The sequence below is a fragment of the Pseudonocardia nantongensis genome, assembly GCF_046546495.1.
GTDB classification, from domain to species: domain Bacteria; phylum Actinomycetota; class Actinomycetes; order Mycobacteriales; family Pseudonocardiaceae; genus Pseudonocardia; species Pseudonocardia nantongensis.
Window position 1 is genome coordinate 1 of sequence record NZ_JBKGXT010000027.1, and the last position, 17521, is coordinate 17521.

17 protein-coding genes and 1 tRNA gene are annotated in these 17521 nt (G+C 73.0%); 6 read left to right on the forward strand and 12 right to left on the reverse strand.

The features are described from left to right. Positions 1–154: 154 nt before the first annotated feature. From otsB to ACLFMI_RS23650, 3 genes are read right to left on the reverse strand one after another with little or no spacing between them, the layout of a single operon-like run. The gene (otsB, locus tag ACLFMI_RS23640) at positions 155–916 is read right to left on the reverse strand and encodes a trehalose-phosphatase (RefSeq protein WP_410950146.1); all 762 of its coding nucleotides are present in this window, start codon (positions 914–916) and stop codon (positions 155–157) included. After that, positions 913–2337, reverse strand: coding sequence for an alpha,alpha-trehalose-phosphate synthase (UDP-forming) (locus tag ACLFMI_RS23645; RefSeq protein ID WP_410950147.1), 1425 nt, complete (start codon positions 2335–2337; stop codon positions 913–915). Before ACLFMI_RS23645 ends, otsB begins: the two co-directional genes overlap by 4 nt. A gap of 51 nt (positions 2338–2388) precedes the next feature. Continuing rightward, positions 2389–3894, reverse strand: a complete 1506-nt coding sequence (locus tag ACLFMI_RS23650; RefSeq protein WP_410950148.1) for a threonine/serine exporter family protein — start codon at positions 3892–3894, stop codon at positions 2389–2391. 197 nt (positions 3895–4091) lie between these two features. Between ACLFMI_RS23650 and ACLFMI_RS23655 the strand changes: the two genes are divergently transcribed. From ACLFMI_RS23655 to ACLFMI_RS23670, 4 genes are all read left to right on the forward strand, one after another. Further along, positions 4092–4166 (forward strand) — tRNA-Thr (locus ACLFMI_RS23655). A gap of 430 nt (positions 4167–4596) precedes the next feature. Then, the gene (locus ACLFMI_RS23660) at positions 4597–6012 is read left to right on the forward strand and encodes an NAD-dependent malic enzyme (protein WP_410950149.1); all 1416 of its coding nucleotides are present in this window, start codon (positions 4597–4599) and stop codon (positions 6010–6012) included. Beyond that, on the forward strand, positions 6009–6236 hold the full coding sequence (locus ACLFMI_RS23665) for a hypothetical protein (protein ID WP_410950150.1): 228 nt from the start codon (positions 6009–6011) through the stop codon (positions 6234–6236). Before ACLFMI_RS23660 ends, ACLFMI_RS23665 begins: the two co-directional genes overlap by 4 nt. A 12-nt stretch (positions 6237–6248) precedes the next feature. Next, on the forward strand, positions 6249–7775 hold the full coding sequence (locus ACLFMI_RS23670; protein WP_410950151.1) for a nucleobase:cation symporter-2 family protein: 1527 nt from the start codon (positions 6249–6251) through the stop codon (positions 7773–7775). Positions 7776–7890: 115 nt separating this feature from the next. Here the strand turns inward: ACLFMI_RS23670 and ACLFMI_RS23675 are convergent, their stop codons facing one another. The 3 genes from ACLFMI_RS23675 to ACLFMI_RS23685 form a co-directional block, all read right to left on the reverse strand. After that, on the reverse strand, positions 7891–9306 hold the full coding sequence (locus tag ACLFMI_RS23675) for an amidase (RefSeq protein WP_410950152.1): 1416 nt from the start codon (positions 9304–9306) through the stop codon (positions 7891–7893). A 92-nt stretch (positions 9307–9398) separates the two neighbouring features. After that, positions 9399–10193 (reverse strand): aldo/keto reductase, encoded by a 795-nt coding sequence (locus ACLFMI_RS23680; protein WP_410950218.1) that lies wholly within the window; start codon positions 10191–10193, stop codon positions 9399–9401. Between the two features lie 149 nt (positions 10194–10342). After that, positions 10343–10942 carry a carboxymuconolactone decarboxylase family protein gene (locus tag ACLFMI_RS23685; protein ID WP_410950153.1) on the reverse strand — a complete coding sequence of 200 codons (600 nt, stop codon included), beginning with the start codon at positions 10940–10942 and terminating at the stop codon, positions 10343–10345. Positions 10943–11103: 161 nt separating this feature from the next. On the opposite strand from ACLFMI_RS23685, the gene ACLFMI_RS23690 reads away from it, so the two are divergent. Further along, positions 11104–12303 carry a homogentisate 1,2-dioxygenase gene (locus tag ACLFMI_RS23690; protein ID WP_410950154.1) on the forward strand — a complete coding sequence of 400 codons (1200 nt, stop codon included), beginning with the start codon at positions 11104–11106 and terminating at the stop codon, positions 12301–12303. A 39-nt stretch (positions 12304–12342) separates the two neighbouring features. On the opposite strand, the gene ACLFMI_RS23695 is transcribed toward ACLFMI_RS23690, so the two are convergent. Then, positions 12343–12957 carry a DedA family protein gene (locus ACLFMI_RS23695; RefSeq protein WP_410950155.1) on the reverse strand — a complete coding sequence of 205 codons (615 nt, stop codon included), beginning with the start codon at positions 12955–12957 and terminating at the stop codon, positions 12343–12345. Positions 12958–13123: 166 nt separating this feature from the next. On the opposite strand from ACLFMI_RS23695, the gene ACLFMI_RS23700 reads away from it, so the two are divergent. Beyond that, the gene (locus ACLFMI_RS23700; protein WP_410950156.1) at positions 13124–13273 is read left to right on the forward strand and encodes a hypothetical protein; all 150 of its coding nucleotides are present in this window, start codon (positions 13124–13126) and stop codon (positions 13271–13273) included. Between the two features lie 22 nt (positions 13274–13295). On the opposite strand, the gene paaE is transcribed toward ACLFMI_RS23700, so the two are convergent. From paaE to paaA, 5 genes are read right to left on the reverse strand one after another with little or no spacing between them, the layout of a single operon-like run. After that, positions 13296–14486 (reverse strand): 1,2-phenylacetyl-CoA epoxidase subunit PaaE, encoded by a 1191-nt coding sequence (gene paaE, locus ACLFMI_RS23705; protein WP_410950157.1) that lies wholly within the window; start codon positions 14484–14486, stop codon positions 13296–13298. A gap of 4 nt (positions 14487–14490) precedes the next feature. Beyond that, a complete protein-coding gene (gene paaD, locus ACLFMI_RS23710) occupies positions 14491–14997 on the reverse strand; it encodes a 1,2-phenylacetyl-CoA epoxidase subunit PaaD (RefSeq protein WP_410950158.1) in 507 nt (168 codons plus the stop codon). Continuing rightward, on the reverse strand, positions 14991–15923 hold the full coding sequence (paaC, locus tag ACLFMI_RS23715) for a 1,2-phenylacetyl-CoA epoxidase subunit PaaC (protein WP_410950159.1): 933 nt from the start codon (positions 15921–15923) through the stop codon (positions 14991–14993). The genes paaD and paaC overlap by 7 nt, the downstream gene beginning before the upstream one ends. Beyond that, the gene (gene paaB, locus ACLFMI_RS23720) at positions 15920–16303 is read right to left on the reverse strand and encodes a 1,2-phenylacetyl-CoA epoxidase subunit PaaB (RefSeq protein ID WP_410950160.1); all 384 of its coding nucleotides are present in this window, start codon (positions 16301–16303) and stop codon (positions 15920–15922) included. The genes paaC and paaB overlap by 4 nt, the downstream gene beginning before the upstream one ends. Next, complete coding sequence (gene paaA, locus ACLFMI_RS23725) at positions 16300–17259, reverse strand: 1,2-phenylacetyl-CoA epoxidase subunit PaaA (RefSeq protein WP_410950161.1); 960 nt, start codon at positions 17257–17259, stop codon at positions 16300–16302. The genes paaB and paaA overlap by 4 nt, the downstream gene beginning before the upstream one ends. Between the last annotated feature and the right edge of the window lie 262 nt (positions 17260–17521).

A 17521-nucleotide genomic window follows, 5' to 3' on the forward strand; every position in this document is an offset into this window, starting at 1 on the left:
CCGCCGAGGGCATGAGCAAGAAAGAGATCATCCGCTGCCTCAAGCGCTACATCGCCCGAGACATCTACCGAGCCCTACTCACACCCCACGACCTCGAACTCGCCGCTTGACATCCATAGGAGCATCCACACCCGTGTGGCCCGCCGCGGGTGCTTCAGCCGCGGCGGTCGGCCAGCCCGGCCAGCACGCCGGCCAGCTCCTCCGGGTCGCCGACCCGGAAACCGGCGGCGGTGTCGCCGTCGCCGACCTTGATCCCGACGTCGTCCGCGCGCAGTACCCGGAACGCGGTCTCGTCGGTGACGTCGTCCCCGGCGAACAGCACCGCGTCGGCGTCCAGGTGCTCGCGCAGTGTCGCGACCGCGGAGCCCTTGGTGGTGCGCAGCACGGCGAGGTCCAGCACGTCCTTGCCGGCCGTGGCGTCGACGTCGTCGCGCACCCATTCCGCCTCGACCCGCTCCAGCAGCGCGCTCCCGGCCGCCGGATCCATGCCCCGCACGTGCACCGCGGCGCCGGCGGGCTTGGTCTCCAGCCGGGCGCCCGGGGTGGCCCCGACCAGCTCCCGCAGCCCGGCCAGCAACGCCTCCCGGCGTTCCTGCTGGGCCTCGGTCAGCAGGCCACCGCGGCCGAGCAGGGCGGACAGCTCGGCGTCGAACTCGGCGCCGTGGCTGCCGACCAGGTGCACCGGCGGGCCGAAGCCGGACACGGCGGCGAGGTCGTCGCACCCGCGGCCGGACAGCATCACCACGGTGGTCCGGGGCTGCGCGGCCAGCCGGCGGACCGCGTCCGCGGACCCGGGCAGCGGCCGGGACGTCGACGGGTCGTCCACCAACGGCGCGAGTACCCCGTCGAAGTCCAGCGCCACCAGCAGCCCGGGGACCGCGGCCAGCCGGTCGAGCGCGTCGTCGAGCGGGCTCACTCCGGGGCCGCCACCTCGAGCCCGAGTGCCTCCAGGAACGACCGGGCCCACCGGTCGACGTCGTGGTCGAGGACCTGGCGGCGCAGCGTGCGCATCCGCTTGACCGCCTCGTCGGGATCCAGCGTGAGCGCCGCGTACAGCGCCTCCTTGACCCCGTCGGTATCGTGCGGGTTCACCAGCAGCGCGCTGGTCAGCTCGTTGGCCGCGCCGGTGAACTCGGAGAGCACCAGCACCCCGCCGTCGTCGTGCCGGCAGGCGACGTACTCCTTGGCGACCAGGTTCATGCCGTCCCGCAGCGGCGTTACCAGCATGACGTCGGAGACCAGGAAGAACGCGGCCAGCTCCTCGCGGGGCAGCGAGCGGTGCAGGTAGTGCACCGCCGGATGGCCGACCCGGGAGAACTCGCCGTTGATCCGGCCGACCGAGAGCTCGATGTCGTCGCGCATCTGCTTGTAGTGCTCGACCCGCTCCCGGGACGGCGTGGCGAGCTGGATCATCACCGCGTCCTCGATGCTGATCCGCTCCTCCTCGAGGAGCTCGTGGAACGCGCGCAGCCGGACGTCGATGCCCTTGGTGTAGTCCAGCCGGTCCACCCCGAGCACGATGTGCGACGGGTTCCCGAGCTCCTCCCGCAGCTCCGCCACCCTGGCCTGCACCCCGTCGGTGCGGGAGAGCTGGTCGAGCTGCTTCGAGTCGATCGAGATCGGGAAGGCGCCCAGCCTGACCTGCCGCCCGCCGTGGTGGATGAGCTCGGGATCCCGGTCCGTGGTGGCGCCGGCCAGCTCCTGGGCGAGCCAGTGGAAGTTCCGGAGGCCGCCGTCGGTGTGGAACCCGACCAGGTCCGCGCCGAGCAGCCCCTCCATGATCCGGGTCCGCCACGGCAGCTGGCGGAACAGCTCGACCGGCGGGAACGGGATGTGCAGGAAGAAGCCGATCCGCAGGTCCGGGCGCAGCTCGCGCAGCCGGCCCGGGACGAGCTGGAGCTGGTAGTCCTGCACCCAGACCGTCGCGCCCGGCGCGGCGACCTCGGCGACCGCCTCGGCGAATCGCTGGTTGACGGTCGTGTAGGAGCGCCACCAGTGCCGGTGGAACTGCGGCTGCGCGACGACGTCGTGGTAGAGCGGCCAGAGCGTGGCGTTCGAGAAGCCCTCGTAGTACTGCTCGACCTCCTGGGCGGAGAGCCGGACCGGGTGCAGCGACAGGCCGTCCTCGGAGAACGGGTCGACGTCGACGTCCGGCACGCCGGGCCAGCCCACCCAGGCGCCCTCCCGGGCCCGCAGCGTCGGTTCCAGCGCCGTGACCAGGCCGCCCGGGCTGCGCTTCCAGCCGGTGCTGCCGTCCGGGTGCCGTTCGAGATCCACCGGCAGCCGGTTGGCCACCACCACCAGGTCCGCCGCGGTCACCGGTTCGCCGCTGGTCACATGCCCTCCTCGACGCAGGGGCCCGGCGTCGGGCCGGGACCTGCGCCGAGCCTACTTCGGTTCGGCGGACCCGGCTGGCACCTCGGCCGGTGCCTCGGTGTCCGGGTCCTGCATGAACCCGCCGCTGGTCGAGGGCGGCGTGGTGCTCTCGCTGGCGGCGGGCTTCTCCTCCGGCCGTCGCTGCGGCCGGGTGACGAACTGGCCCAGCGCCACACCGGCGGCCAGGGCCAGCCCGATGCCGAGCGCGATGGTGACCGTGACCAGGCCTTCGGACACGCCCTCGACGGCGAGCTGGTAGAAGCCGCGGTAGGCGGCCAGCCCGGGCAGCAGCGGCGTGACGCCGGCCAGCGTGACGACCATCGGCGGGGTGTCGGTGCCCCGGCGCAGCATGCCGGCGGCGAGACCGACGACCAGTGCCGCGACGCCGGTGGAGGGGATCGCGCCGACCCCGAGGACCTGGGTCATCACGCCGTAGACCATCCAGCTGGCGGCCCCGACGAGACCGGCGATCGGCAGCGAGCGCAGTGGCGAGTACCCGGCCAGCGCGTAGAACGCGGCCGAGGTCGCGCCGGCCATCACCGACAGCCCGAACTGCCCCACGCTGGAGGGCAGGTCGCCGGAGACCTCGATCGGCACGTCGAAGTTGAAACCGATCTGCAGCCCGATGACGACGCCGGTCAGCAGCCCGGCGGACAGGAGCGCGATCTCCACGATCCGGGCCGCCGCGGTGAGGTAGTAGCCGGTCAGCGCGTCCTGCACCGTGCTGACCACGCTCAGCCCGGACAGCAGCACGGTGATCCCCGCCGCCACGATGAACGAGGGCCGGGTACCCGGTGGGAACAGCCCGAGCTGGATCAGCCCGATCGTCGACGCGGTGACCAGGAAGCCGCCGACCGCCTGCTGGAAGAACGCCGCCACGCCCCACCGGGACAGCATCCGGCCGATCCGGTCGATCACCGCGGTGCTGACGAACGCGGCGACCGCGGTGACCGGGCCGCCACCGAGCAGCAGGGCGATCGACGCGGCCAGTCCGGCCCACCCGACCGTGGCGATCCAGCGCGGGTACGGGTGCGGGGTCCGGACGACCTCGGAGACCTGGGCGGACGCCGCGCGGACGTCCAGCTTGCCGGCCTCGAGATCCTTGACGATCCGCTCGGTCTCGGACAGCCGTGAGAGGTCGAGCGTGCGGTAACGGACCAGCCGCATCGACGTGACCGGCTGGGCCGCGTTGCCGCGGTGACAGCAGATGGTGATCGAGGTGAACGTGATGTCGACGTCCACCGCGGGCAGGCCGGCCGCGTTGGCCAGCCGCAGCATGGTGGCGGTGACCTCGTCCACGGATTCGCCGCTGGAGAGCTCGATCTCGCCGATCCGCATGCACAGGTCCAGCACCTGCTGGACCGTCGCGTCGTCCGGGACCTGCGGGCCGAGCATCAGCATCGGGACGGTCGAGGGGCCGGGGGTGAGCAGGCGTTTCGCGTCGCGCCGCAATGCGCCGCGCAGTCGCCGCGCGAACCGGTCGACTGCCGGCGTGTCCTCGGCCACGATCGCTGTCACCCCCGGGGTCCCGTTCGACGTCCGTGACGTCAGTGTGTCTGCCGCCTGCTGCCCGCCGACCGCCCCCTCAAGGCTAGGGCCGGGCCGGGAGCGGCCTCCGGCGGCTCGACACACCTCACACGACATCGCACACGACGAGCCCTGCGGCGAGGTCGGGCGGGGTGCGGCGATCGTCCGGGGCTACGCTGGACGCCCCTGCCGGTGTAGCTCAGTGGTAGAGCAGCTGTCTTGTAAACAGCAGGCCGTCGGTTCGATCCCGACCACCGGCTCCATCGCTGACCTGCGCGTTACTCGAGAACGGGGAGTGGCCTGGTCCACTGGTCGGCCTGGCCCGGCGCAACCCGCGGATCGCCCGGGACGCGATGACCGCGCACATCCGCGGGGTCGGCGAGCTGCTGGCCGACCACCTGACCCGGGCGCGGGATCCCGGTCGACGACGAGCCGGGAGACCAGCCCACTCCTTGACCTGCTCGGCGCCGGTCGGCCGCTCGTCCAGGCGCAGCTCCCGGACGACCTCGATGCCGGGCCGTCGGGTGGGACGTCCGCGCGGTTCGGAGGCCGCCGGGAGCCGGGACGCCATGGCTGCGGGACGTATTTCGCGATACGGAAATGCCGTATCGTATGGCGATCTCGGCATCTGGCGCTTATCTTCGGCCGCAATGCGGAATCACTTGTCCGCATCTCGATCGCAGCGGAGGTCCGATGGCCAGTCCCAGTCCCGGCAACTCGATCACCTTCCGGATCGAGGTCGACGGCGCCCGCGTGTCGACGGCCGAGCTCGCCGCGGTCGTCGCCGCGACGGGCGCCGAGGTGACCGGTTTCGACACCGTGGAGTCCGGTCACCTCGGCACGGTCGTCGACGTCACCTGCAACACGGCCGGTTCCGAGCACGCCGACCGGATCCGGGAGATCCTTGATTCACGTGCGGGCCTGCGGGTCCGCAACGTCTCCGACCGCACCTTCCTGATGCACCTCGGGGGCAAGCTCGCGGTGGCGCCGACCGTGACACTGCGCAACCGGGACGATCTGTCGCGGGCCTACACCCCGGGTGTCGCGCGGATCTGCCGGGCCATCGAGCGGAACCCCGACGACGCGCGGCACCTCACGATCAAGCGCAACACGGTCGCCGTCGTCACCGACGGCAGCGCCGTCCTCGGGCTCGGGGACATCGGGCCGGCCGCCGCCCTGCCGGTCATGGAGGGGAAGGCGGCGCTGTTCAAGCAGTTCGCCGGGGTCGACGCCTGGCCGGTCTGCCTGGACACGACCGAGACCGAGCAGATCATCGCCATCGTGAAGGCGATCGCACCGGGTTACGGCGGCATCAACCTGGAGGACATCTCGGCGCCACGCTGCTTCGAGATCGAACGGCGGCTGCGCGCGGAGCTCGACATCCCGGTTTTCCACGACGACCAGCACGGCACCGCCATCGTGGTCCTCGCCGCCCTCATCAACGCGTTGCGCGTGGTCGAGAAGAAGATCGGTGACGCCCGGATCGTCGTCAGCGGGGTCGGTGCCGCGGGACACGCGGTGATCCAGCTGCTGCACGCCCAGGGTGCCCGCGACATCGTCGCGTGCAACCGGCACGGCGCGGTGCACGCAGGCCAGAGCCACGAGCACGGTCACCTGACCTGGCTGGCGCAGAACACCAACCCGGCGGGACGGACCGGCACGTTGAAGGAGGTGCTCTCCGGTGCCGACGTGTTCATCGGGCTGTCCGCGCCCGACCTGCTGGACGGTGCGGACGTTGCCACGATGGCGGACGGCGCGGTCGTCATGGCGCTGTCGAACCCGGACCCCGAGGTGTCGCCGGCAGCCGCCGCCGAGCATGCGGCCGTGGTCGCGACCGGGCGCAGCGACTTCCCGAACCAGATCAACAACGTGCTGGCCTTCCCCGGCCTGTTCCGCGGGTTGCTCGACGCCGAGGCGCACGAGATCGACACGCCACTGCTCGTCGCCGCCGCCACGGCGATCGCCGACTGCGTCTCGGCCGACGAGCTCACGCCCGACTACATCGTCCCGAGCGTCTTCGACAGCCGCGTCGCGGCAGCCGTCGCGTCGGATGTGAAGGCCGCGGCCGACCGGGCCGGGTCCCGGAGCGCCGGGGGCGCCCGGGCGTGAGGACCCGTCTCACGACAGAGGAGTCGCAGGATGAGCACGGCAACAAGTTCTCGCACCCCGACGAACATCACCTCCTGTCCGATCCGTCGTTCTGCGAGCTCGACGATCCGGGCGTCTTCCTCCACGCGGGGGGCCGGCCGTACGGGCTCATCGAGGCCACGATCACGCGTGCCGGCGTCGACCCCGCCGAGGCGGCGTGGTCGGGCATCGCAGGCTTCTGCTGAGGGGCGCCGGAAATGATCAAGAGGACCTCTCAGGACGAGGGCTCCGTGACCGGGAGCCGCCCGGAGGACGAGTGGCTCGGAGCCGGTCGGAGCCTCGCCTACGGCATCCAGCACGTACTCACCATGTACGGCGGCATCATCGCGCCGCCGCTGATCATCGGTGGCGCCGCAGGCGCCTCGGTGACCGAGATCGGCCTGCTCGTGTCCTCCTGCCTGTTCATCGGCGGGTTGGCCACGATCCTGCAGTCCTTCGGCGTGCCCTTCTTCGGTTCGCAGCTCCCGCTGGTGCAGGGCACCTCGTTCGCCTCGATGGCGACGATGACCGCGATCGTGGCCGACGCCGGGCTGCCCGGAGTGTTCGGTGCCGTCATCGCCTCCGCGGTGATCGGGCTGCTGATCGCTCCGGTGTTCTCCCGGCTGGTGCGCTTCTTCCCTCCGGTCGTCACCGGCACGGTGATCACGGTGATCGGGCTGAGCCTGATGCCGGTCGCCGGGCGGTGGGCCATGGGCAACGACACCACGGCGCCGGACTTCGGCTCGGTGGCCAACATCGGCTTGGCCGCGCTGACGCTGTTCCTCGTGCTCGTACTCAGCAAGGTCACGATCACGGCGATCTCCCGGCTGTCGATCCTGATCTCGATCGTGCTCGGCACCGTCATCGCCGGCGCGTTGGGCAAGGTCGACTTCTCCGAGGTCGGCGACGGTGCGATCTTCGCGGTACCGACTCCGTTCGCCTTCGGCGCGCCGGTGTTCGACATCGCCGCGATCATCTCGATGACCATCGTCGTGCTGGTCATCCTCACCGAGACCACGGCCGACATCCTCGCCGTGGGCGAGATCGTCGACTCCCGCGTCGACCGGCGCCGGATCGCGGACGGGCTGCGGGCGGACATGGCCGCCTCGGCCGTGGCGCCGATCTTCAACGGCTTCACCCAGAGCGCGTTCGCCCAGAACGTCGGCCTGGTCGCGATCACCGGGGTGCGGAGCCGGTTCGTGGTGACCGCCGGCGGTGTGGTCCTGCTGATCCTCGGGATGCTCCCGGTTCTGGGCAGGGTCGTCGCCGCGATCCCCTACCCGGTACTCGGGGGCGCCGGGCTCGTGCTGTTCGGGACCGTCGCGGCATCCGGCATCAGGACCCTCGCCAAGGTGGACTACCAGGGCAACCTCAACCTGGTCATCGTGGCGGCCTCGGTCGGATTCGGCATGCTCCCGATCGCGGTCCCGACGTTCTACGACCGGTTTCCGGACTGGGTCGGGACGATCTTCCACTCGGGGATCAGCTCGGCCGCCGTCATGGCCGTGTCGCTGAACCTCCTGTTCAACCACCTGAGGCTGGGGAGGGATGGCAAGGACCCGTCGGTCTTCGGCGCGGCGTCCCGAGTGATCGACTACTCGGACCTCGACGTGCTGTCCCAGCTGCGGAACGGTGACCGGATCGTCGAAGGCAAGATCGTCGACGCCGAGGGCGCCCCGGTCCCGGTCCAGGACGCGGAGGGCCGCACCATCGCCTACCGGCTCGACGAGGCGGGCGGCCACTGACCGGTGTGACCGAGAGGGCGACGCCGGAGTCGCTGGTCTGCATGGGCGACCGCGGCCAGACCTCTTCCGCGGGCGCGGTCGCAGAGGCCAGTCAACGAGCGAATGTGGCTGAGCGTCACCAGGGAGCTGCAGCGGCGTCCTGGATCCGGCGCCACGGCCGGTCCGCCTCGAGCGCGTAGGCGAGCTCCAGCAGGGTGCGCTCGTCGCCGTGCGCGGCGGACAGGTGCACGCCGACCGGCAGGTCGTTCCCGGCGACCCCGGCGGGCAGCGACACCGCGGGCGCCCCGGCCACGTTGCACAGCGGGGTGAAGGCCACGTAGTCGAGCAGGCGCTCGCGCAGCGTGTCGAACGGGACGGTCGGGCTGAGCCAGCCCAGCCGGGGCGTGACGTGCGCGAGCACCGGCGAGAGCAGCACGTCGTGCCCGGTGAACAGCTCGGCGTAGTGCTGCCGGATCCTCGACAGCCGGTGCAGCACGGCCGGGGTGCGCGCCATCGCGTGCCGGTAGTGGTCGCTCAGCCCGTGCGTCAGCGGGTCCAGGCGACCGCCGTCGAACGACGCGCCGTGCATCAGCTTTCCGCCGGTGACCAGCGAGAACGCCAGCAGCCCCCAGTAGTCGAGGAAGTCGTCGACGAACCGCATCCCGACGCCGGTGGTCGCCGGGGAGACCTCGTGGCCCTGCTTCTCGAGCAGCCGCGCGACATCCTCGACGCAGCTGCGGGTGTCGGCGTCGACCTGGGCGCCGGTGGGTGGGTCGAGCACCAGCCCGATCCGCAGCCGGCGCGGCGCCGGGCCCTCCACCAGGCCCAGGGGCGGCAGTGCCGGGGTGCGGCGGTTCCGGTCGGCGGCCGCCAGGAAGGTCGCGGTGTCGCGCACCGACCGGCTGAGAACGCCGTCGGAGACCAGGTCGATCGGCATGTGGGCGCCCTGCGCGTTCGGCGCGGTCTGGCCCCGGGTCGGCTTGAGCCCGACCAGCCCGCAGGCTGCCGCCGGGATGCGGATGGAACCGCCACCGTCGTTGGCGTGCGCCAGCGGCACGACGCCGGCCGCGACCAGTGCGGCGGCCCCGCCGGACGACGCCCCGGACGAGTACTCCGGGTTCCAGGGGTTGCGGGTCGGGTCGGCGCGGGCGAACTCGGTGCTCGCGTTGAGGCCGTACTCCGGCATCCGGGAGGTCCCGAGCAGGTCCAGGCCGCTCGCGAGTAGCTGGGCGGTGGCCGCGGAGTGCGCCCGGGACGGGCGCGGGAAGTAGGCGCTGGTGCCGTTGGTGGTCGGCCAGCCGCGGACCTCGGTGTTGTCCTTGACGAGCGTCGGCACCCCGGCCAGCGGGCCGGCGGGGTCGCCGGTGACGGGCTCGTCCAGCCGGCCCAGGGTCAGGCCGCGCAGCACCGGGTCGACCCGGTCCAGCCGGGCCGCGACGGCGTCGCGCACCTCGGTGCCCGCGACCTCGCCGCGACGCAGCCGCTCGGCCAGGCCCACGGCGTCGTCGTCGCCCAGGGCGTCGTCGGTGAACGCGTGCAGTCTCTCGCCCATCACGGCCCTCCCTCGCCGGTCGATCCCGCATTCTCACTCCGGGCCGGGACCGCTCCCCGGCACCGGGTCCGGCGCGTCCGGGGGACGGTCGGTCACGCCGCGGACGGGACCTCGTCGGCGACCGGGCCGATCCGTCCGGCGCCGCCCGCGCGGTGCCGGCCGTCGATCGCGCGCAGATCGCCGCGGGACAGCTCGAGGTCGGCGGCGGCCAGGTTCCCGGCGATGCGCTCCGGGGCGTCGGACTTCGGGACCGCGACGGTGCCCTGCTGCCGGTGCCAGGCCAGCACGACCTGGGCGGGCGTCCGGCCGAGCCGGGCGGCGATCCCGACGATCACCGGGTCGTCCAGGACGGCGCCGCGGCCCAGCGGGCTCCACGCCCCGGTGACGATGCCGTGCGCGTGGTGCAGCGCGCGCAGCCCGTGCTGCTGCAGGTGCGGGTGCAGCTCGACCTGGTTGAGCGCCGGCGTCGGCCCGCCCAGCGACAGCACCCGGCGCAGGTGCGAGGCGCGGAAGTTGGAGACGCCGACCGCGCGGGCGCGGCCGTCGTCGAGCAGCTCGGCCATCGCGTTCCAGGTCCGCAGGCAGTGGTCCCACTCGGGGTTCGGCCAGTGCACGAGGTAGAGGTCGACGTGGCCGAGGCCGAGCCGGTCCAGGCTCCGCTCGGCGGCGCGCAGTGCGTCGTCCCGGCCGCGGCCGACGTTCCACACCTTGGTGGTCACGAACAGCTCGTCGCGGGGGATGCCGGACGCCGCGATCGCGGCGCCGACGCCCTGCTCGTTCTCGTAGACGGCGGCGGTGTCGATGCTGCGGTAGCCGGCCGCGAGCGCGCGGGTCACTGTGGCCCCGGCGTCCCGGGACTCGGAGACCCCGAACCCGGTCCGGGGCATGCGTACGCCGTTGTTCAGCGTCACGGTGTCGTGCGGCACGGTGGGCGCCTCCAGGGATGACGTGGGGTGGGAGGGATCCGGCGACCACGTCGTCGCGCCACCCGGTACAGCGCGTCCCGCGCGCCGCAGCATCCCGGCGGAGGCTGGTCTCACACCGCCGGATCGGCCCCGGCCGGCCGGAACACGGCGAGCGCGCCGGCCAGCATCGCGTAGTACCCGGCCAGCCAGACGACGGCGGCGAGCGTGTCCCTGCCGAGCGCCGACAGCGCCTCGGCGTACCGGCCGTCGTCGACGTCGTGCCTGGTCAGCAGGTCTCGGACGACCCGGACCGTGATCAGCTCGGCGTCGTCGAGACCGGCCGGTTCGGCGCCGTCGAGCAGCGCCTGCAGCTGCCCGCGCGTCAGACCGGTGTCGAGCGCCGAGGCCTCGTGCGACGACCATTCGAACGCCGAGCGGGTGTGCGCGGCCACCGTCAGCACGGCGAGCTCGCGCAGCCGCGGCGGCAGGTCCGGGTCGGTGCGCAGGGCCGCGCCGACCTGCTGCACCGCGCCGCCGATCCCCGGCGAGAACAGCATCGCGCCGAACGGGCCGAGCAGGCGTCCGTGGTCGTCGACCAGCGGGATGCGGGACTGCTCGGCGCGCGGGCCGCCGGCGATCGCGTCGTGCAGGGCCCGGCGTTCCGGATCCAGCGTCCCGGGGTCGAGCGGTGCGGTGCGGTGCGGGCCGGACGGGCGCGGGCGGTCGGTCACGCGCGGAGGGTAGGCCGGGACCGGCGCCGGTGGCCACGGTGCCCGGCCGGACCCGGATCTGATGGGCACCGCGCACAGCAGCGGTCCGGACGGTTGTGCCGGACCCCGCGGTGGGGTGTCCTCGGCGGAGCAGCCGTGCCGCGGACGTGGAGGAGGCGACGATGCCGTACTACCGCCGTGTCGGGGAGGTACCGCCGAAGCGGCACACCCAGCACCGCAGGCCCGACGGGACGCTCTACTACGAGGAGCTGATGGGCGAGGAGGGGTTCTCCTCGGACTCGTCGCTGCTCTACCACGCGGGCGTGCCGTCGGCGATCGTCGACGCGACGCCGTGGGAGCTGCCCGACCAGTCGCTCGCGGAGAACCGGCCGCTGATCCCGCGGCACCTGAAGCTGCACGAGCTGGGCGCCGCGGACTGGAAGGGGGTGGACCCCGTCACCGGACGCCGGCTGGTGCTGGGCAACGACGACGTCCGGATCTCCTACGTCGTCGCCGGCGAGACCAGCCCGCTCTACCGCAACGCCGTCGGCGACGAGTGCGTCTACGTCGAGTCCGGCGCCGGCACCGTCGAGACCGTGTTCGGGGTGCTGGACGCCCGCCAGGGCGACTACGTGATCCTCCCGCGCTCGACCACCCACCGGTGGGTGCCGGCCGGGTCGGAGCCGCTGCGGCTCTACGCGATCGAGGCCGCCTCGCACGTCGCCCCGCCCGCCCGGTATCTGTCCCGCTACGGGCAGCTGCTCGAGCACGCCCCCTACTGCGAGCGGGACCTGCACGGGCCGGCCGAGCCGCTGCTGGTCGAGGGCACCGACGTCGAGCTGCTGGTCCGGCACCGCGGCGGGCAGCACGGCGTGACCGGGACCCGCTACGTCGTGCCGACCCATCCGTTCGACGTCGTCGGCTGGGACGGGTGCCTCTACCCGTGCACCTTCAACGTGGCCGACTTCGAGCCGATCACCGGACGGGTGCACCAGCCGCCGCCGGTGCACCAGGTGTTCGCGGGCACCGGCTTCGTCATCTGCAACTTCGTGCCGCGCAAGGTCGACTACCACCCGCTCGCGGTGCCGGTGCCCTACTACCACTCGAACGTCGACTCGGACGAGGTGATGTTCTACTGCGGCGGCGACTACACCGCGCGCAAGGGCTCCGGGATCGGGCAGGGCTCGATCTCGCTGCACCCGGGCGGGCACAGCCACGGGCCGCAACCGTCGGCGATCGAGCGGGCGCTGGGCGCGGAGTACTTCGACGAGCTCGCCGTCATGGTCGACACCTTCCGGCCGCTGTCGCTCGGCGAGGGGGGATCGGCCTGCGAGGACCCCGGCTACCCGTGGACCTGGGCCGGCCGCGGACCGGCCGGCTGATCGCGTCGCGCCGGCTGCGGCTCCTCGCCCCGGGATCGGCTACCGGGCGTGCCAGGCGGTCGCGGCCCGGGTGACCAGCACGCGTCCCAGGACCAGTGCGACGCCGACGGACAGCCCGCCGACCACCAGCAGCCAGGGGTCGCCGGCCAGGTCGTCGGCGAGCCGGTCGCCGGCCAGGTAGCCGATCCCGACGAGCACCGCGGCGCGGACCGCGGTGGCGGGCACGATCCAGGCCATGAAACGCCGGAACCCGACCCGGGCCAGACCGGCGGCGAGGTAGGCAGGCACCGCGCCGATGTCGACGAGCTTCGCCCCGATCACGATCCGCGGCAGGTGCGTGTGCACCTCGGAGGCCAGGGCCTCCTTGCGCTGGTCGGTGAGACCGAGCCGGGCCAGTATCCGGGCGACCCTCGGCCGGCCGCCGTGCCGGCCCAGCGCGTAGAGGATCGTGTCGCCCAGCACGTCCGCGGCGACCGCGGCCAGCCAGACGCCCCACCACGGCAGCTGCCCGGCCCCGGCCAGCGCCGCCGCGGACACCGTGACGATCGGCCCCTCGAGAAACGCGCCCACGCCGACCAGCAGGAGCGCACGGAACGGGACTGCCGGCACCGCGGCGAGCAACGCCGCCACGGCGTCCATCCCCGGTCCCGTCATGCCCGCTCCTCGCCTCACTCGTCTGCTGCAATCGTGCCCTGACCGGTCGTACCCGTGTCGGCCGACCCCCGTCGGGATACCCGCATCCGGGTGGTCTCATCGCGAGAACCCGCAGCGTCACCCCGGCGGTGAGGGCCGCGATCCCCCGGGCGGGCATGCTGGGGTGGTGCCGGTCGGCCTCATGGTCCAGCTCGTGCTCGGCGCCGTGCTGCTCGCCTGCGGGGTGCTGCTGCTGTCAGTGGGATCGCTGGTCACCGGGGGCGTCGTTACGGTCGCCGGGATCGGCTGGGCCGGGCTGTGCCTGCGCCGGCTGTGACCGCGCGGACCCGGGTGCGCGCTCAGGCGTCGTAGTCGACCGTCACCGTGTCCGAGACCGGCCGGGTCTGGCAGGTCAGCACGAAGCCGGCGGCCACCTCGTCGTCCTCGAGGGCGAAGTTGCGGCGCATGTCGGTCTCCCCCGTGGTGACCCTGGCCCGGCAGGTCCCGCACACCCCGCCCTTGCAGGCGAACGGCAGATCGCCGCGCACTCGCTGCGCCGAGTCGAGCAGCGCCTCGTCGCGGGGCAGGCTCAGCGTGGTCGACCGCCCGTTCAGGACGACGGTGACCTCGCTGCCGGTGCCGTCGAGCTGTGGCTCGTCGTCGGAGCGGTGCACCTCCGGCGGCGGCTCGCCGACGTAGAACAGCTCGCGGTGCACCCGCCTGCGGGCGACGTCGAGCTCGCCGAGCACCGACGCGGCGGCCTCGGTCATCCCCAGCGGCCCGCACAGCCACCAGTCGTCGACCCCCTGGACGTCGACCACCTTCCCGAGCAGCACCTGCAGCTTCTCCTCGTCGAGCCGGCCGCCCGCGACCTCGGCCTCGGTGGGTTCGCGGGACAGCACGTGCAGCAGGTGCAGCCTCGGGCCGTACGCGTCCTTGAGGTCGGCGATCTCCTCGGTGAACATGACCGTGTCGCTGCGCCGGTTGCCGTAGACCAGGGTGACCCGTGTGTCGTCGTACGCGGCGAGCAGCGAGGACGCGATGGACAGCACCGGCGTGATGCCCGAGCCTGCGGCGATCAGCCCGTGATGGGTTCCCGCGGTGATCTCCGGGGTGAACGAGCCGCCCGGCGACCCGACCTCGACCACGTCACCGGGTTCGACGGCGTCGACCAGCCAGGCGGAGAACAGGCCGCCGTCCACCCGGCGCACCCCCACCCGGGGGGCCGCGCCGGCCGGGGCACAGATCGAGTAGGAGCGGCGCTCCTCGCCGTCCGGGGTCTCCCGGCGCAGGGTGAGGTACTGGCCGGGCCGGAAGTCGTAGTGCTCGCGCAGGTCGTCGGGGACGTCGAAGGTCACCGCGACGGCGTCGTCGCACAGCCGGTCCACGCCGGACACGACGAGCCGGTGGAAGCCGGCCGGGAGCGCGTCCGGGCCGTCGTCGTCGGTGAGCAGGGCCTCGATCTCGTCGTCCAGTTCCAGGGTGCTGCGGCCGTGGGCCTGGTTCGCGCGGGCCTGCCAGGCCGCGGCACGCCGTCGCTCGGTGGCCATCGGTCTAGATCTCCTTCATGTGCTCGAAGGGCTCCCGGCAGGCGCCGCAGGTCCGCAGCGCGGTGCAGGCGGTCGGGCCGAACCGGGAGAACTCCGTGGTCGCCGGGGACCCGCACTGCGGGCAGCGCACCACCGACGACGGGGCCTCGAGAGTCAGCGGGATCGGCCCGGTGCCGCGTTCCGGGACCCGCCCCGGCGGGGCGACGCCGGCCTCGGCGAGCTTGCGCCGGCCGGTCTCACTGATCCAGTCGGTGCTCCAGGCCGGCGAGAACACCGTGCGCACCTCGACCGGTCCGTACCCGGCGGTGCCGAGCGTGCGGGCGATGTCTGCCCGCATCTCCTCGATCGCCGGGCAGCCCGAGTAGGTCGGCGTGATCGTCACCGTGACACCCGCGTCGTGCTCGGTCACCGATCGGATGACGCCGAGGTCGTCCAGGGTCAGCATCGGCATCTCCGGGTCCACGACACGGGCGACGACGTCGCGGGCGCCAAGGGCCGGCGCGGTCACCACGACGCTCCCGGGTGCTTGCGGGCCAGGCTCTGCATCTCGGCCAGGGCGGGCTCGAGCTTCTCGGTGTGCACGCCGTGGCGGCCGCCGCGTCCGCCGATCGTGCCCATCGGGGGCCGGTCCGGGCGGGTCAGTGTCGCAGTGACGAGAACCCGGTCCAGCACCGCGTCGACCTCGGCGCGGGTCTCCGCGGGGTCGGCGGCGATCCCGGCCGTGACCAGGCGCCGTTCCGGGGCGGAGGTACGGAACAGCTCGTCCAGCAGCGGCCACACCCACTCCAGCGCCGCCTGCATCCGCTCGTGCGAGACCGGCGTGCCGTCGCCGAGACGCAGCGTCCAGCGGGCGGCGTAGTCGCGGTGGTAGGTGACCTCCTTGACGCCCTTCGCGGCGACGGCGGCGAGCACCGGGTCGGTCGAGCCCTCGAGCCGCTGCAGCAGCGCGAGGCGCCAGGTGGCGAACACCAGCAGCCGGGCGACGCAGCGGGCGAAGTCGAGGTCGTCGGACGGTTCGGCGAGCGCGACGTTGCGGAACTCGGAGACCTCGCGCCGGTAGGCCAGCGCGTCCTCGTCCCGGCCCGGGCGGCCGGGGACCAGCCCCTCCACGTGACCGGCCCGGGACAGCAGCATCCGGGCCTGTCCGAGCAGGTCGAGCGCGGTGTTCGCGAGCGCGACCTCCTCCTCCAGCTCCGGGGCGTTGGACACCCACTCGGTGAGCCGGTGGCTGTAGACCAGGGCGTCGTCGCCCAGCATCAGGCAGTACTCGGCCAGGTCCGCCGGGTCCGCGCCGTCCGGGACGGCGGCGGTGATGTCGGCCTCGAGCTCGGCGTCGAACCCGGAGCCGAACGCCCAGCGCGGGTCGTCCTGCCCGACGGTCTCCGACAGCGCCTGGTAGGCGTTCGTGGCGTCCTCGTCGTGGGCGTGCGGGCTCACAGGTGCGGCACCTCCTCCGGGATCGCGTAGAAGGTCGGGTGCCGGTAGACCTTGTCCGCGCTCGGCGCGAAGAACGGGTCCTTCTCGTCCGGGCTGGACGCGGCGATGTGATCGGCCCGCACCACCCACAGCGAGACGCCCTCGTTGCGGCGGGTGTAGACGTCGCGGGCGTTGTGCAGGGCCATCTCGTCGTCGGCGGCGTGCAGCGATCCGACGTGCACGTGGTTGAGCCCGCGCTTGCCGCGCACGAACACCTCGTAGAGCGGCCAGGTCCGCCGGGACGGTCGCTCACCGGCGCCGGTCTCGACACCCGCGGTGGGCACGGCTCCGTGCCCACCCTCCGCAGTGACGTCTTCCGGGTTCACCTTCTGCTCGCTCATGTCCCGGCCTCCGCTCGTGCCGCCTGCTTGTCCGCGTACGCCTGGGCCGCCTCGCGCACCCACGCACCGTCCTCGTGGGCGCGGCGCCGGTGCGCCAGCCGCTGCTGGTTCGCCGGCCCGGCGCCGGAGATCACGGCCGTGAACTCGCTCCAGTCCGGCTCGCCGAAGTCGTGCGCGCCCCGCTCGTCGTTCCACCGCAGGTCCGGGTCGGGCAGCGTGACGCCCAGAGCCGCGGCCTGCGGGACGGTCATGTCCACGAACCGCTGCCGCAGCTCGTCGTTGGTGTGCCGCTTGATGCCCCACGCCATCGACTGGTGCGTGTTCGGCGAGTCGCCGTCGGCCGGGCCGAACATCATCAACGACGGCCACCACCATCGGTCCACCGACTCCTGCACCATCGCCCGCTGCGCGTCGGTGCCGTTCATCAGCGACAGCAGCGACTCGTAGCCCTGGCGCTGGTGGAACGACTCCTCCTTGCAGATCCGGATCATCGCCCGGGCGTACGGGCCGTAGGAGCAGCGGCACAACGGCACCTGGTTCGCGATCGCGGCCCCGTCCACCAGCCAGCCGATGACGCCGATGTCGGCCCAGGAGAGCGTCGGGTAGTTGAAGATCGACGAGTACTTCTGCCGCGAGGAGATCAGCTTCTCGGTCAGCTCCTCGCGATCGACCCCGAGCGTCTCGGCGGCCGCGTAGAGGTACATCCCGTGTCCGGCCTCGTCCTGCACCTTCGCCAGCAGGATCGCCTTCCGGCGCAGCGACGGCGCCCGCAGCAGCCAGTTGCCCTCGGGCTGCATCCCGATGATCTCGGAATGCGCGTGCTGCGCGATCTGCCGGATCAACGTCTTGCGGTACGCCTCGGGCATCCAGTCCCGCGGCTCGATCCGCTGGTCCGCCGCGATCGTCGCGTCGAACCGTTCCTCCAGCTCGGCCTCGCTCGGCGCGGTGCTCGTCACTGGGCCACCTCCGTACCGAATGTTCGTTCGGCTAGTGTGGCGCAGCGTCCGCCGCCCCGCAACCCCGCAGCGCGCCGGCGGCCGTGCCGGCGAGTGTGACGTTCGCGCCGTCCCCGCGGCGGAAACGTGCAGATCGACGGGGTGAGGCCCACCGCTCCCGCGGTTGCGGGTGCCGGATCGTGCGACGAGGGAACCGGGTGGGGCCCGGCGTCGTCCGAGCCACATGAACCTGAATCGACCGTTCGTGGGGTCGGCGGCGATC

Excerpts from the sequence above, each read along its gene's own strand:
- paaE (WP_410950157.1), bottom strand. The coding sequence starts at position 14,486 with ATGGCCACCGAGCGACGGCGTGCCGCGGCCTGGCAGGCCCGCGCGAAC.
- ACLFMI_RS23675 (WP_410950152.1), bottom strand. The coding sequence starts at position 9,306 with ATGGGCGAGAGACTGCACGCGTTCACCGACGACGCCCTGGGCGACGAC.
- ACLFMI_RS23670 (WP_410950151.1), top strand. The coding sequence starts at position 6,249 with ATGATCAAGAGGACCTCTCAGGACGAGGGCTCCGTGACCGGGAGCCGC.
- ACLFMI_RS23690 (WP_410950154.1), top strand. The coding sequence starts at position 11,104 with ATGCCGTACTACCGCCGTGTCGGGGAGGTACCGCCGAAGCGGCACACC.
- ACLFMI_RS23680 (WP_410950218.1), bottom strand. The coding sequence starts at position 10,193 with ATGCCCCGGACCGGGTTCGGGGTCTCCGAGTCCCGGGACGCCGGGGCC.
- paaB (WP_410950160.1), bottom strand. The coding sequence starts at position 16,303 with ATGAGCGAGCAGAAGGTGAACCCGGAAGACGTCACTGCGGAGGGTGGG.
- ACLFMI_RS23695 (WP_410950155.1), bottom strand. The coding sequence starts at position 12,957 with ATGACGGGACCGGGGATGGACGCCGTGGCGGCGTTGCTCGCCGCGGTG.
- ACLFMI_RS23660 (WP_410950149.1), top strand. The coding sequence starts at position 4,597 with ATGGCCAGTCCCAGTCCCGGCAACTCGATCACCTTCCGGATCGAGGTC.